The organism is Ensifer sp. R1-3 (assembly GCF_056739175.1).
Map to the genome: position 1 here is coordinate 341,854 of NZ_CP096516.1, position 14,991 is coordinate 356,844.

12 protein-coding genes are annotated in these 14,991 nt (G+C 63.0%); 4 read left to right on the forward strand and 8 right to left on the reverse strand.

The window, feature by feature from the left end; all coding sequences use genetic code 11:
* Nucleotides 1–77: 77 nt before the first annotated feature.
* The 7 genes from M1D43_RS18960 to M1D43_RS18990 form a co-directional block, all read right to left on the reverse strand.
* Nucleotides 78–1,151 (reverse strand): extracellular solute-binding protein, encoded by a 1,074-nt coding sequence (locus M1D43_RS18960; RefSeq protein WP_014530747.1) that lies wholly within the window; start codon nucleotides 1,149–1,151, stop codon nucleotides 78–80.
* Between the two features lie 105 nt (nucleotides 1,152–1,256).
* On the reverse strand, nucleotides 1,257–2,228 hold the full coding sequence (locus M1D43_RS18965) for a membrane dipeptidase (RefSeq protein WP_010975258.1): 972 nt from the start codon (nucleotides 2,226–2,228) through the stop codon (nucleotides 1,257–1,259).
* Nucleotides 2,229–2,241: 13 nt separating this feature from the next.
* Nucleotides 2,242–2,970 (reverse strand): hypothetical protein, encoded by a 729-nt coding sequence (locus tag M1D43_RS18970; protein ID WP_014530745.1) that lies wholly within the window; start codon nucleotides 2,968–2,970, stop codon nucleotides 2,242–2,244.
* Entirely contained in the window at nucleotides 2,967–4,703 is a 1,737-nt protein-coding gene (locus tag M1D43_RS18975) for a hypothetical protein (RefSeq protein WP_014530744.1), read from the reverse strand. The genes M1D43_RS18970 and M1D43_RS18975 overlap by 4 nt, the downstream gene beginning before the upstream one ends.
* 1 nt (nucleotide 4,704) lies before the next feature.
* Complete coding sequence (locus M1D43_RS18980; protein WP_014527501.1) at nucleotides 4,705–5,424, reverse strand: IclR family transcriptional regulator; 720 nt, start codon at nucleotides 5,422–5,424, stop codon at nucleotides 4,705–4,707.
* Nucleotides 5,425–5,812: 388 nt separating this feature from the next.
* On the reverse strand, nucleotides 5,813–6,793 hold the full coding sequence (locus M1D43_RS18985; protein ID WP_014530742.1) for an NADPH:quinone reductase: 981 nt from the start codon (nucleotides 6,791–6,793) through the stop codon (nucleotides 5,813–5,815).
* Nucleotides 6,790–7,833, reverse strand: a complete 1,044-nt coding sequence (locus tag M1D43_RS18990) for a sensor domain-containing diguanylate cyclase (RefSeq protein ID WP_014527499.1) — start codon at nucleotides 7,831–7,833, stop codon at nucleotides 6,790–6,792. The genes M1D43_RS18985 and M1D43_RS18990 overlap by 4 nt, the downstream gene beginning before the upstream one ends.
* Before the next feature lie 435 nt (nucleotides 7,834–8,268).
* Between M1D43_RS18990 and M1D43_RS18995 the strand changes: the two genes are divergently transcribed.
* Both M1D43_RS18995 and M1D43_RS19000 read left to right on the forward strand, forming a co-directional pair.
* A complete protein-coding gene (locus M1D43_RS18995) occupies nucleotides 8,269–9,501 on the forward strand; it encodes an HlyD family secretion protein (RefSeq protein ID WP_010975264.1) in 1,233 nt (410 codons plus the stop codon).
* Nucleotides 9,483–11,477: a glycosyltransferase gene (locus tag M1D43_RS19000; protein WP_014527497.1), complete on the forward strand. Its 1,995-nt coding sequence runs from the start codon at nucleotides 9,483–9,485 to the stop codon at nucleotides 11,475–11,477. The genes M1D43_RS18995 and M1D43_RS19000 overlap by 19 nt, the downstream gene beginning before the upstream one ends.
* A 35-nt stretch (nucleotides 11,478–11,512) precedes the next feature.
* Here the strand turns inward: M1D43_RS19000 and M1D43_RS19005 are convergent, their stop codons facing one another.
* The gene (locus tag M1D43_RS19005; protein ID WP_014527496.1) at nucleotides 11,513–12,226 is read right to left on the reverse strand and encodes a transcriptional regulator NanR; all 714 of its coding nucleotides are present in this window, start codon (nucleotides 12,224–12,226) and stop codon (nucleotides 11,513–11,515) included.
* A 138-nt stretch (nucleotides 12,227–12,364) separates the two neighbouring features.
* Between M1D43_RS19005 and oiaX the strand changes: the two genes are divergently transcribed.
* The gene (oiaX, locus tag M1D43_RS19010; protein WP_010975267.1) at nucleotides 12,365–13,621 is read left to right on the forward strand and encodes a 3-oxo-isoapionate-4-phosphate decarboxylase OiaX; all 1,257 of its coding nucleotides are present in this window, start codon (nucleotides 12,365–12,367) and stop codon (nucleotides 13,619–13,621) included.
* 23 nt (nucleotides 13,622–13,644) lie between these two features.
* Nucleotides 13,645–14,973, forward strand: coding sequence for a four-carbon acid sugar kinase family protein (locus M1D43_RS19015; RefSeq protein ID WP_014530741.1), 1,329 nt, complete (start codon nucleotides 13,645–13,647; stop codon nucleotides 14,971–14,973).
* The last annotated feature ends 18 nt before the right edge of the window (nucleotides 14,974–14,991 follow it).

The window sequence follows — 14,991 nt, forward strand, 5'->3', positions numbered from 1 at the left end:
TACCGGCGCAGGCATTGCCGGCACCCTATCCGATAGATTGCATTCTCCGGCCGCACTTACCGGGACCGGAGCGCGGCTTAGATGCCGACCCAGCTTTCGAAGCGGGTGGAAAGCTCGTCAAGCTGGGGCAGCAGCTTCGCCCCGTCCAGCATGACGGCCCGGGCGAGGTGCTCCGGATGGGTCGGCATTCTGGCCGCGACCTCGGCGGGAATGAAATCGAAGGATTTCGGGTTCATCGGGCCGTTCTGGTCGGCAATGCAGAACTTCGCCAGTCCCTCCGCATTCTGGCCGATATGGCTGATCAGCTTGAAGCCGTTTTCGGCACGCGGGCTGTCTTTGGCGACGATCCAGCAGGCCTTGTCGACGACGGCCTGGTCCCAGACGATCTCGATCGGATCCTTAGAAGCCTCCTTGGCGCCGAAAGCGTCGCTGTCCCAGAGCCCCGCCATGTCCACCTCGCCGTCGGTCAGAATCTGGCGCGCCTGCGGCCCTGCCGTCCACCAGACGCGGACGTGGTCCTTGATCCGGTCGAGCGAGGCGAAGGCGCGGTCGAGGTCATAGGGAAAGAGCTGGTCGGCCGGAACGCCATCGGCAAGCAGCGCGATCGCAAGGACGCGGGCGGCGTGACGCTGCAGGCTGCGGTTACCCGGAAACTTCTCGACATTGAAGAAGTCGGACCAGTTCTTGAAGCCTTCCGGGAATTTCGCGGCATTGTAGGCCATCTGTGTGGCAAAGCCATGCGTTGCCAGCCCATTTTGGTAGATGGCGCCTTCCCAAAGCTTGGAGGTGTCGACGTGACCCTCCAGCGTCTCGAGGAGGCCGGCGCCATTGGCGCGCGCGACATCGGCGACGCCGAGCGTGGTCACGTCGAATTCGTAGACGCCCGTCGTCTTCTGCGCTGCGAGCTTGGCGAAGGAAATCGGCGAGACGGTACGGATCTCTATTCCCGTATCCTTCGTGAAGGGCCCGAACAGGAACTTTTTGACGGATGCCTCCCAGTCGCCACCCCAGGTGTTGACGTAGAGGACGTTTTCCTCCGCGCTGGCGCGCCGGATGTAAGGTGAGGCCAGCATTGCGGCCCCGAAAAGCCCGGCGCCGAGAACTTTGCGCCGCGATAGCGGCGTGGCTGATGCTTTCTTGAACATTTCCATTCGTGGTTCTCCTTGATGTCGAATGGTCGTCTGTCTGCTATTCCCGTGGCCGCTCGCCTAAAGCGGCGGCTCTTCTTGTTCTTTGAATTCGGATTTTGGATCCGGTCAGTTCGGCCGGAAGACCTCCGCGTAGAGGCGGAGCCAGTTGCCCCGGAGGATCTTGTTCGCCTCCTCCTGATTGAAGCCGACGCGCAGCAGGGCCGGGGCCACGTCCTGTAGGCTTTCCGGCTTGAGCAGCCATTCCGGTTTCGCCACGGCGCCAGGCCGTTGAGGCGAGCCGGCACCGTACTGGACCGAGCGGGTCCAGCGGCCCTTGCGCATCCAGTCGTAGTCGCGCGGGGTGTGGTTGTGCGAAATGTCGGTGCCGATGCCGACATGGTCGATGCCGGCGATGTCGACGGTGCGGGCAACCATCTCACACCAGCCGTCGACGGTGGCGCAGGCAGCATCGGGCGTTATGTTGCGATAGGCGACGCAACCGATGACCCCGCCGCGCTCGGCAAGGGCTTTGATCACCTTGTCGGACTTGTTACGCTTATGCGCGAAGAGCGAAGCGGCATTGGCATGGGTGATCGCAACGGGCTTTTCCGACCACTCGATGGCGTCGAGCGTGGTCCGGTCGCCGACATGGGAGAGATCGACCAGCATGCCGACGCGGTTCATTTCCCGCACGACATCGCGGCCGAAGCGGGCAAGCCCGCTGTCGTTCTCCTCGTAGCAGGAGCCGCCGAGTTCGTTCTGGTTGTTGTAGGTCAGCTGCACGACGCGCACGCCCAGTTCGGCGAAGAATTCGACGAAGGCGATGCGATCCTCGAAGAGGTTGGAATTCTGGTAGCCGAGCACGACCGCCAGCTTTCCCTCCCTTTCGGCGCGCTCGATATCGGCGGCCGTTCTGGCGATAAGGATGAGGTCCGCGTTGTCACGCTCCATGTCTCGCCAGCGGGCAAGCGAGTCGAGAGACTCCATCGTCCCTTCCCAGAAACCGAGCGTCGGCGTCACCGCGCTGTAGCCGCCCCGCCGCAGCGCCTCGAAGGACTCGCGGTTAAAATGTCCGCATTGAAGTGCATCGATGATCATCGTCGTTTCCAGCTCAGTTATTGATTACGGTCGTGCCGTGCTGTGCGGCGCCGGCGATCAGCAGTGAGAGGTCCGTCTCGTCCTCGTCCTGCCGGCCGATGACCTTGCCGTCGGCCTCGACGATGATCGGACCGGCGTGGCGGCGCGACACGTAGGAATCCGGCGCGAGCGCTTCGGCGGACCGGTGGAACAGCTGCCACCAGAGAGCCGCATCGACGGTCAGCCCGTTGCGCCGGATTCTTTCGAGAACCGTCACATCCATTCCCTTCCGGGCGGGCGAGACGACGATCTCGGCAGAGCCGGCTGTCTCGTCGATGGCGACCTCAGCTTGCAGTCGAAAACGCTGCGCAAGAGCCTCGACAACCCTCAGTTCGCCGATTTCGGTGGCGCTACGGACCTCGACCCTCCCCGAACCCTGCGTGCGCAGACGCTCCGCTGCGAGATCGAGCACCGCATCGGCGGCGATCCACGCGTGCTGCCCGCCGCAGTCGACAGTTAGGCGTTCGGCGTCCGCTGTTAGGCTCAGCGCATGCGGATTTGCCGATCGCACCGCCTCGAGGTTGTGAGCCAGGCGGCCGAAGCCGCCGAGGCCGAGCGCTGCGGAATAAAGGGCGCAATCCCTGAGCGAGGGCACGAGGCCCGCGTCGAGCCGCGTGACCTGTATCAACCGCTCGAAGACCATCCGCAGTTCGCGAAGGCTGACAGTGAGGTTCGAAGGAAGGTTGGACTGGCAGGAACTCATAGGCTCGGCTCCGAAGGGTAGAACCACAGGTCGTCGGCGCTGCCGGCGGCAATGTCTTCCGGAACAGGCGCGCCGTGGAACAGAACGCCGCGCAGGTTGCGGTCGAGGAAATCGCGGGTCTTGTCGATGCCGTGGATGCCGACATTGAGAAGGCGGGTGATATGAGCCGGGGTGAAGGCTCCGCTCATGATGTCGGCATGCGGCGAGTGGAGGCCGGTGCCGGCAAGCGCCTGCACGCGCGTGGCGATCGCCCGGTGTTGGGGATGCGCAAGCAGGAAGCGGGCCGTGCTGAGGGTCGGATCGGCGGCGGCGAGGTCGCGGTCGAGGGCAACCACGAGCCGTGGCAGGTCGAGGCCGAGATTGACGACGTTGTCGCCGACTTCCGCAGCGGGGCCGCGGCGCGGCTCCTCGGCGGACACCGATTTGTACCAGACGTATCGCATTGCGGACTCGATATCGAGGTCGAGTCCGAAAGCCCAGGCGTAGTCATTTCTCAGGATCTCGCGCAGCCGGGCGACCGGCATTTCCGGCCGGCCCGTCAGCTCTTCATCGATGACGAGGCCTTCCACGAGCTGGTCGGCCTCTTCGGCGACGAGCTCTATGAGGAGGGAATGGAGGGTTTCCATGGCTTCCGCATGGACGCGGCACTCGAGGGACGCAGCAAGCTCGGCAAAGGGCTCGCTTTCGAAACGGCTGCCGCTCTGCCAGCGGGCAAGCAAATTCGCAACGGCGTCGCGGATCACGCCGAGTTCCCGCGCCACGACATCGGAGCGCGTGACGTTCTCGTACTGCACGCGGTCCTCGGACCGGAAGGTTATCGCCTTGTCGACAAGGCTCAGCAGTTTGGCAATCTCCGAGCCCGCTTCGTCCGGTGTGAGCGCCTTGGCACGTGCGATCGCCTCCTCGCGGATGAACAGCCATCGCTCGATCAGGCGCGGGTGATTGTTGACGAAGAGCATCAGGCCAAGCGCCGAGCCGTTGCCGACCCCGAGGAAGCGGCGAAGCTCGATCGCCATCTGCGGGGCGGCAGGGGCTTCGAGCCGGACGAGATGGGCAAGGAGATCCTGGGCAAAGACGCGCATCATATAAGCGCAGAGCATCTGGGCGGCGAGCGACCAGCGCAGCGGGTGATCGCCCTCATAGGCGAGGAAGGATTTGGTCCCGAAGGTACCATTGCCGTCGAGGCCGGTATTGCGCATCAGGTAGCAGGTCTGGGCGAGCTCGGCGACGTTGGGCTGGCGGCCGGCCTGGAGCGCTGCCTTTGCGCCTTCGAAGAAGCGGCCGCTGCGGTTGGAGCGGCACCAGATCAACGTTGCGGGTGTGGCGCGGCCCTCATAGAGCTTCGGAAGCTCGGCTCGGGTCGTTTCGAAATCCCGCTCGCTCATGTCGCCTTCAACCAGAGCGCCCATCATATCCCAGGCCCGGCCGATGATGCGGCCCGTACGGCCGTGCGGCGAGGGCTCGAATGAATAGACGGGAAAGCTGAAGCGCCAGCCGCCGATGTCGATGCGGTATTCGGCGACGCCGTTGCCCTTGGCGTCGATGTCGAAGCGCTTGCATAGGATCTGCCAGCGCTGGCGAACGGCGCGGCTCATCAGCGCGCGTGAGGCGCTGATGCGTGAAGGCTGGATGGCGGCGAGCTTTTCTGGCTTCATGATGTCGGCCGGGGAACGCATCAGCCGCGCGATGCGGTGAGCCTCCGACTCCGGCGCGGGTTTCTTCAGGGCGCTCATTTCATTGTTCTCCTCGCAGGCGCGCGGCGCTTGCCGCCGCTGCTGCGACGACGATCCGGGCGCACTTGTCAGTATCGAAACCTGTGAACGGGCCGGAAAGCGCAAGCGCGCCGATGCATTCGCCCTGCGCATCGATGATCGGGGCGGCGACCGCCGATACGGTCCGTGGCCCCTCGACCTCCGAAATGGCGTAGCCGCACTTGCGCACCCCGGTGATGGTCTCGTCATCCGGCAGTTCGACGCCCTGCGCCCTCAGCCGGTCGACTATTTCCGGACGCGAGAACGATACGAGCACCCGACCGAAGGCGGTGCGATCGAGGCGGAGCTGCGTTCCGATCCGAAGGTCCGCGCGAAGGACGCCGCGCGACTCGACCCGCCGAACGATGACGGCGGATTTTCCGTCGAGAACGGCGAGCGAGGCGGTCTCACCGCTCTCCGTGACCATCTCTTCCAGGACGCCTGCAAAGCGCACGCCGAGATTGGATTGTTCGAGCGCCATGGCCGCGTGTCCGACGATGCGAAGCGTCAAACGATAGCGGCCGTCGGGCGTCTGCTCGATCCATCCGGCTTCCACCAGAGTGACGAGGCGCTGATGGGCCGCACCCCGCGCTTCGCCGAGTTGGCGCGCGATGCCGACGAGGCGCAACGGCTCCGGTGCCGCGGCGATACACTCGAACGCTGCGAGGGTCTTGAGCACCGATGATAAGGGGCGAACCGACATTTTCTCAAAAATTCCGTAAAACCTCTTGTCTTCTATTAGAAGACATCGTATGTATATGTTGGACATAGATCTGCTTTCTGTCAACATCGTTCTGCGCGAACGACGGGTATTTTTTCGCGCCGAATTGGTGCTCGCTTCATGAACAGAAAAATCGGAAGCCTTTCAGCGGCTTGAACTGTGAAGCTAGCATCGTCGCGGACGAGCCAATATCGCGCCCAGGCTCAATTGCCGGCCGCGACGCGCCAAATTTTAAGAATTGCGGGCGAGAGGCTCTCGGAGCACTTCCACTACGCGCTCAGGTTCGAGCCGAACGGTTCGGGCGTCAGCCCCGACCCGGACGCACCTCCCGGTCTCCGGGGCGGTGGTTTTCATCGGGCCCTGTCGCGACCTACTGACCGAGAGAAACGACGACGTTGCCGATGGTTTTTCCGCTTTCGACCGCCTCGTGGGCCGCGGCGATGTCGTCCAGCGCGTATGTTCCGGCGATATGATGCCTGAGAAGCCCGGATGCGAGCTGCCCTTGAAGCGCGCTGACGGTCTCGGTGCGCGCTTCCGGCGACATCTCATAGACGATGAAGAACCGCGCCGCAGCGCCGGCGAGTATCATCGGAAAGAACTCGAATGAGACTACGGGCTTACTGGAACCGTAGATCACGCAAAGACCGTCCCGCGCTATGATGCATGGCAGCATCGCGACATTCGTGGCGGCGTCCACCTCTATGACTCGGTCGACGCCGCGCCCGTGGGTAATGCCCCCTATCCGGTCGACGACCTCTTCCGTTCTGTAGTTGACCGTGTGGTCGGCTCCGAGCCTCGTGCAGATTTCGGCCTTTTCCGACGAACTGACGGTCGTGATGATACACGCCGCGCCATAAAGCCTCGCGAACTGAATGGCGTAAGCGCCGACTGCGCCCGCGCCTCCGGTCACCAGCACGGTTTTTCCGAATACGCCTCCGTCCGTGGTCACCGCGCGAAGTGCCGTCAGCGCCGGAATGCCGAGGCAGGCGCCCTCCTCGAAAGATACGTTATCGGGCAGGTGAACCGCCTGATCCTGTGGAAGGACGACATATTCGGCAGCCGTACCGTTCGAACGTCGCCAGGCGGCATTCCAGGTCCATACCCGCTCGCCGATGCGCTCGCCTGCGACGCCCGTTCCCACGGCGTCGATAATGCCTGCGCCATCACTGTGCGGGATCATTCGCGGGGCAATGAGCGGCCGTCCCGCCCGCGCCTTCACATCGGACGGATTGACGCCGGACGCATGTATGCGGACGCGGACCTCTCCTGGGCCGGGAAGCGGGTCGGGAAGCCCGCCGACCTCAAGGACATCGCGGGCGGCGCCATTCTTCTCGTACCATGCAGCTCTCATTGTCGTTGTCTCCGTAAGGCGTCGAGGATGACGAACCGGTCGCGGCCGTCACGCTTTGCCGAGTAGAGAGCCTTGTCGCAGCTGTTCAGCAGCTCCGCTCGTCGCTGCCCGTTGAGCGGGGCAAGGGCGCCGCCGATGCTGATGCGTGCAAGGACCGCCTTGCCGTCGACCTGGAAGGGTTCGCGAAAGGCCGCTACCAGCCGCTGCGAGACCGCTGCCAGGGCCGGTGCGTTGGGCGGATTTGGAATGAAAACGGCGAATTCGTCGCCGCCCATGCGGATCGCGATATCGCCTGCTCTGATGACCGAGCGAATTCGGTTGGCGGCTTCGTACAAAACCTCGTCGCCGGCGTGATGGCCAAGCTCGTCGTTGATCGCTTTGAAACCATCCATGTCGAGATAAAGAGCGCCGAAGGTCTGACCCGCGGCGATGGCGTTGTGGAGAGCCCCGTCGACGATCGACGACAGGGCCGAGCGGTTGAACAGGCCGGTCAACGGATCGGTAATGGCCGCATTCTGTAGTTGGTTATGGGCGAGCCCCATCACGAGATTTGCCTTCTGCAAGCTCAAAAGCGCACTGGCGACAGCCGCAAATCGGCGCAGGTTCTGCGCCTGCCCGTCGGAAAGATGCCTGGGCCGGACATCGAGGATGCAGAAGCTGCCGACGGGCAGGTTCTCGAGATAGACGGGCGTGCCGGCGTAAAAGCGGAAGTGCGGGCTTCCGACCACATATGGTCTCGTCTTCAGCTCACGGTCTTCCGCCAGGTCCGGGACAATGAGGAGTTCGTCTGCGAAGACGACCCGCGTGCATATGGACATCTCGCGCGAGCATTCGCCGATCCTGAAGCCCGCCTGACCGGCGATCCGCTGCCAGTCTTCGTCGATGATGTTGATGGCGGCGTAAGAAACGTCGAAGATGCCTTTGGCAAGCTCGGCCAGGGTCGCGAGTTCGGGCGTGGGAGCGCTGCCGATTGAATTGAGCGAACGGACTGCGAGCAACCTTTGACGTTCGTTCGTGGGCATTCGTACGGCTTGTCCCATTTCTATCTCCCTCGTTCGTGAAAGATGGCGATCCAGGCGACCCGTCCCTTGCCAGGGGAAAGTTCAGCGGCCTTCCGACCTATCGCAGAAAAATGTCGGCGCGCTATCCTTAAACCTTAGAGCGGGATGAGGAAAAATGTGTGCGGTTTTCCGCCCGCATCCCGCGTCTCAACTTCTTGGAATCGATCACGTTCATGCTTTCAGGTCGACCCGACCTAAGAGCATCGTGATCTAGAGTAATGCGGGGACTCTCGTTCACCCGCCGAAGTTTTGCGCAGTTCACCACCGAAACATGCAAATTTGAGGGTTGTTCAACACAGAATACCATTCAATCGTGACGAAACGCGGCGAAGCGGCTCAAGTCCGGGCGTAGCGTCGCAGAATAGTTGCGGCAGCGTATCAGCCGAACCGGCTGTCCTCAGTGAGTAATTGGACATGATCCTCAATCATCGGCTCACGCGTATTACCGTCGGCATCCTCCTCCTGGCGCTTGCAATTGCCGTCCTGCTGCCCGGATTGACTGGCTACAGCAGCCTGGATGGGACGGTAAACGCACGCCTTGCCGTCATAAATGCGCCGATCGACGGCGAGATCGAGAAACCGGCGCCTCGAATCGGAACGCCGGTGGCAGAGGGTGAAACGCTCGCGACGATCCGTAACCAGCGGGTCAACAGGGCGATCCTGGCGTCGCTGCGCACCGATCATCGAACCGCCGTCGAGCGCGTCGCGGCGCTGCGGCGGGAGCGGGATGAACTCGCGCGATTGCGGGATGATCTTGCCGGGCGGCTCGACATCTTCAGGAACGCGACCATCGCCAGCCTGGAGCGCGAGGTCCAGATCCTGCAGAAAAGGGTCGAGGTGTCGCGCGCGCAGGACGTCGTGGCAAGGGTTGACCTCGTCCGGCGGCAGGACCTGGAGTCCAAGGGGATCTTCACCCGCAAGATGGTGGAGGCGGCGCAAGCCGCCGGTGCGGCCGCCGGCGGCGAGCTCGAGATCAGCAATTTGACGGTGGAGTTGCTGCAGCAACGCCTCAACGCCGTGCGTCAGGGGATATTCCTCGTCGGCGACGGCCAGAACGACGTGCCTTACTCCCGGCAGCGCCAGGACGAGGTGATCGTTCGCATCCACGATCTCAATACGCGAATCGCGGAGAATGAGGCACGGGCAAAACAGACGGACCAGCAGATAGCCGAGGAGGAGAGGCGGGTTCTAAGTCTCGAAGCCGCGACGATCCCGTCGCCCTTCGATGGCGTCGTGTGGAGCCGTAACGTCATTAGCGGTTCCAATGTCGTTCTGAACAACGAGATGATGCGCATCCTCGATTGCCGCGAGTTGTTCGTCGATATTCTGGTCCCTGAAGTCGATTATGACGAGATCTATCCCGGCCGCGAGGCGGAGGTCCGGCTTTTCGGTCGCGGCGATGTGTTCCGGGGCCGCGTACAGGCGGTCAAGGGATCGTCCGCGGTCGTGGAAAAGGACTCGCTGGCGGCCAACGAGCCGGAGACGGAGGAGCGAAATGCCCGCATCCGCGTCACGCTCGCTCCGTCGGCACTCAACACCGATTTTGCGAATTTCTGTCAGGTTGGGCGAACGGCGCAGGTTCGTTTCTCCAAGCGCAGCCTTCACCTGGCGCAGTGGGTTCAAAGCTTGTGGTTCAGTCTCTTCTAGCGCTGGCGCCGACCTTAATCGTCATCGCCTTTTTTCTCCTCGGCCCGTTCAACTGGTCGCGCCACAGGAGCTGGTCGCGCGCCGTTACCTGCGCGTTCGTCGCTGCAATCGCGCTGCGTTACATGCTCTGGCGCTTCACAGAAACCGTGCTTCCCTATCCGAACGACGGCCCCAATTTCTATTGGGTCTGGTTCGTGTTCATCGTCGAGTTCCTCGCCTTTTCGGAGGTCGTTCTCTTCCTCATCCTGATGAGCCGCTACGTCGACCGCAGCGCCGAGGGGAATCGGCTCGAGCGGCAGTTTTTTGAGCGCGATGAACGGGAGCTCCCCACGGTCGACGTCTTCATCCCGACCTATAACGAGCCTCTCGACGTTCTCGAACGCACGATCGTCGGGGCGCTTGCGCTCGACCATCCCAAGGACAAGCTGAATGTCTATGTGCTCGACGACGGCCGGCGCGACTGGCTCAGGACCTTCTGCGAGGGGCGCGGTGCGATCCATGTGACGCGCAGCGACAACGCGCATGCCAAGGCCGGCAACATGAACAACGGTTTGCGCGTCAGTTCAGGCGATTTCATCGCCGTCTTCGATGCCGATTTCGTACCCTATCGCAGTTTCCTCCGGCGCACCTTGCCCTTCTTCATGGACGACACGATCGGCATCGTGCAGACACCGCAGCACTTCTTCAACGTCGATCCGATCCAGTCCAATCTCGGACTGGAGAACCTATGGCCCGATGAGCAGCGCCTGTTTTTCGACGAGATCGCGCCGAGCCGCGACGGCTGGGACGTGAGCTTCTGCTGCGGCTCCTGTTCGATCGCAAGGCGCAAGGCGGTAGACGCCATCGGCGGTTTTCCAACCGAGTCGATCACCGAGGATCTACTGACGACGCTGTCGATGCTCAACAGGGGGTTCAAGACGCGCTATCTCAACGAGCGGCTTTCGATGGGGCTGGCGGCCGAGAATCTCACCGGCTATTTCGTCCAGCGCGAGCGCTGGTGCCAAGGCGGTATCCAGACGCTCTACCTGCACAACGGCCCCTTGCGCGGGCCCGGCCTCTCGCTCTTTCAGCGCGTCATGTTCCTGCCGATGTCGTGGCTCGTGCAATATCTGGTCCGTTTCATCGTGCTTCTCATTCCTATCGTCTATCTGTGGTTCGGCGCCCTGCCGCTCTACTTCACGGATGTCGCCGACTACGTCTCGAACCAGGTTCCCCTGCTGGCGGCCTATTTCCTGCTGATGTTCTGGCTCACGCCGACGCGCTACCTTCCGCTGGTCTCCACCGCCGTCGGTACCTTCTCGACCTTCCGCATGCTGCCAACCGTCCTGTCGAGCCTCGTCAGGCCCTTCGGCAAGCCCTTCAAGGTGACCCCGAAGGGCAGCAGCAACGAGGCAAACGTCTTCGACGCCTATACCTTCACCTGGATCGCCGGCTTCATCGTGGTTACGGCTTTGGGACTCCTGATCAACATCGTTCCGGAGACGGCGCGGGTAGAGGGGTCGTTCTCGGCGATCGCGGCGCTTTGGTCGGGCATCAACATCGTGGTGCTGATCATCGCCTCGCTTATCTGCTTCGAGAAGCCGCGGCGCCTGCTGCAGGCGTTCAAGCTCGACGAGCCGGTGGATCTGGACGGTGTCGAAGGCCGGCTCGTGAGCCTCTCACTGGACAAGGCGGTGGTGGCGGTTTCGACGGAAACGCGGTTCAAATCGACCAAGGTGAGGCTGAACATCGAAGGCTTCGCGCCGCTCGAAGCGGATCTGAAGCAGGTGACACAGCGGCGCGGGGACATCACGCGCACCGGCGACAAGCAGCGTTACTACCTTCATCTTCACTATGACCTGCGTGGATTCGAGCGGGACAAGATGATCATCAAGCTCTACACCGGGCGCTATTCCCGGGACGTTCCCGATATCGACAAGATCGCCGTTTCCGTAAATTTGCTATTGCGCGCTTTCGGTCGCACGCGAACCGCCTGATCAGCGGTCTGCAGGTTGGGCGGGATGCCTCCGGTCTACCTGCCCTTCGGGGCATAGAGCGTGCGGGAGCGCTCGAGGTGTCTGATCATCGCCTGCTCGGCTTCGTCCGGATTGCCACTGCGGATACAATCTATGATTTCCTCGTGTTCCGTGAGGGTTACGTTCTCCCGGCCGGTCCAGATCAGCATTTCCGTATGATACTCTTTGAGCCAGCCGAGCATCGCCTCGCTGACGGCGGTGTATATCGGATTGCCGGAAATCTGCGCAATGCGGGTGTGGAACGCCATGTCCGCGGCGATGAAGGCATCGGAATCCTCGAGTGCCGCCTGCTGCCGCTTCAAGATTTCCTCCAGCGCCGCGATATCGCCGGCATCGGCTCGGCTTGCCGCCTCCCGTGCCATTCCGCGTTCGAAGAAGATGCGCGCGCTCTTCAGGTGTTCCAGCGAATCCGAGGAGGCCGCAAGCATGATCTTGGCGGCGGCATCCACCTGCCGAAGCAGCGACCGCGCCGTCGGCTGCAGCACCTTGGCACGCTCGCCATGCGAAATCTCGATCAGACCCATATTGGCAAGCGCCTGCATCGCCTCGCGAATGGCCGGGCGTCCCACCTGGAAGCGCTCCATCAGCATCCGCTCGGAAGGCATCTCGTCTCCCGGTTGCAGCTCGCCGGTTTCGATCAACGCCTTCAGCCGCGCAAATACCTCGTCGGAGAGTTTCCTGCGGATAATTGGCTCGGATTGCATGACCATGTGAACTCCAGCAGCTTGCGGCTCATTCTCTATAGGCAGGATTCTTCCGGCAGGCGAGATTTCTCTTGCCTAACTCAGATACTCATTATACCAGTTGCGCGAAAGACGCTACTGAATCCAATGTAAAGAGCGCTGCCCGTGCTACGCATCACCTACCGCATCGAGACCCCGGGAGATGTCGAATTCCTGGCGAAGAAGATCGCAAGCGACCAGTCGACCGGAACGTTCGTGCCGGTTCCGGGCGAAACCGAAGAGCTGAAGGCGCGGGTGGCCGCGCGCGTACTGGCTATCCGCCACCTCGAACCCGCCGATCGGGCCTCATGGCCGGACGAGGCGGGAAGCGCCACGCGCTTCAACCGCGCCGATGCGGAGATTGCCTTCCCGCTCGATGCGGTGGGAACGGATCTTTCCGCCTTGATGACCATTGCGATCGGCGGCGTCTATTCCATCAAGGGAATGACCGGCATCCGCATCGTGGATATGAAGCTGCCGCCGGAGTTCGCGGCTGCGCATCCGGGTCCGCAGTTCGGTGTCGTCGGCAGCCGGCGCCTGACCGGTGTCGAAGGCCGCCCGATCATCGGCACGATCGTCAAGCCGGCGCTGGGTTTGCGGCCAGAGGAAACCGCCGTACTCGTCGGCGAGCTGCTTTCCTCCGGGGTGGATTTCATCAAGGACGACGAGAAGTTGATGAGCCCGGCCTATTCGCCGCTGAGTGCGCGGATAGCAGCCATCATGCCGAGAATCCTCGACCACGAGCAGAAGACCGGCAAGAAGGTCATGTATGCCTTCGGCATATCCCATACCGATCCCGACGAGATGATGCGAAACCACGATCTGGTGGTCGCGGCCGGCGGCAACGCGGCGGTCGTCAACATCAATTCCGTCGGAATGGGCGGCGTCGCCTTCCTGCGCAAGCGCTCCGGCCTCGTGCTCCACGCCCATCGCAACGGCTGGGACATCCTCACGCGCCATGGCGGTTTGGGAATGGAGTTTTCGGTCTGGCAGCAGTTCTGGCGGCTCCTCGGGGTGGATCAGTTCCAGATCAACGGCATCCGCGTCAAATACTGGGAGCCTGACGAGAGCTTCGTGAAGTCCTTCGAGGCGGTGAGCACGCCGCTCTTTACCAAGGACGATTGTCCGCTGCCGGTCGTGGGGTCGGGCCAATGGGGCGGACAGGCGCCCGAGACCTATGCACGGACCGGGCACACGACCGATCTGCTCTATCTCTGCGGCGGCGGCATCGTCAGCCATCCGGGCGGACCCGGCGCCGGCGTCAGGGCCGTACGTCAGGCCTGGGAGGCGGCAGTCGCCGGGATCCCGCTGGCGGATTATGCCAGGGATCACCCCGAACTGGCGCAATCGCTCGAAAAATTCGCCGACGGCAAGGGCGCCTGACTTCAACGCGACCGGAGGTCCCGATGCACATTCCCCTGCTCAGCTACTACGGCGACGATCTGACCGGCTCGACCGACGTGATGGAGGCACTCTCCTCCCAGGGCGTCGAAACCGCGTTGTTTCTCAAGGTGCCCGAGCCTTCGCTCTTCGAGCGCTTCGCCCGTTGCCGCGCCTTTGGGCTCGCGGGCACCAGCCGCAGCCAGACGCCGGGCTGGATGGCGGAAAACCTTCCGCCGGCCTTTCTGTGGCTGAAGGCGCTGAAGGCGGAGATCGCCCATTACAAGGTCTGCTCGACCTTCGATTCGAGCCCCGGTGTCGGCAACATAGGCAAGGCGATCGAGATCGGACGGGATGTCTTCGGCGCCGCACCGGTACCGCTCGTCATCGGCGCACCGCAGATCCGTCGCTACACCGCCTTCGGCAATCTCTTCGCCGCCTTTCGCGGCGAAACCTATCGCATCGATCGCCATCCGGTGATGAGCAGGCATCCGGTAACCCCCATGAACGAGGCGGATATCCGCCTTCACCTTTCGCGTCAGACATCGCTCAGCGCGGCTCTTGTAGATCTCGTGCAACTCGCGTCGCCGGACGTGGACGCGTTCGCCGACAGGGCTCTCGCGGATCACCAACTCGTCCTTCTCGATGTCGCGGATGAGGGGAGCCAAGCCGTCGTCGGGCGGCAGCTCTGGCGGACGCGAACGGCCGAAGGGCAATTCGTCTGCGGCTCGTCCGGCATTGAATATGCACTCGTTCGCGAATGGCGTCGCCTTGGCCTGATCGGCGAAGCGCCGGCATTCGCGCCGCCTGGACCGGTCGACCGGATCGCGGTGGTTTCCGGCAGCGTCTCTCCGACGACGGAGCGGCAAATCCGTCATGCGATCCAGAACGGTTTCGACGGGATCGCGCTCGATGCAGTCGCACTCGCGGCGACGGATGCCGGCTCGGCACTCGAGGATGCCGTCGCGCGCGGGCTGGCCTCTCTGGAGAAGGGCCGGAGCGTTCTTCTCTACACCGCGCTCGGCCCCTCTGCCGATCGGGGCGATGCCATTCCTGTTGAGGATGGCTCGCGCCACCGGATCGGTGAACGGCTCGGATCGCTCCTGAGAGAGCTGGTGACGCGCGCCGGGCTCCGCCGCGCTGTCGTCGCCGGGGGAGATACGTCGAGCCACGCCCTTGGCCAGCTCTCTTTCGACGCGCTTACATTGCGGCTGCCGCTTCCGCAGTCGCCCGGCTCCCCCCTCTGCACCGCGCATAGCGCCGATCCCAGGGTGGACGGCATGGAGGTCGCTCTCAAGGGCGGTCAGGTCGGCCTCGACGACTATTTTTCGATGATCCGGGATGGACGGGCCTAAGGCGCTTCCGAGCAAGAG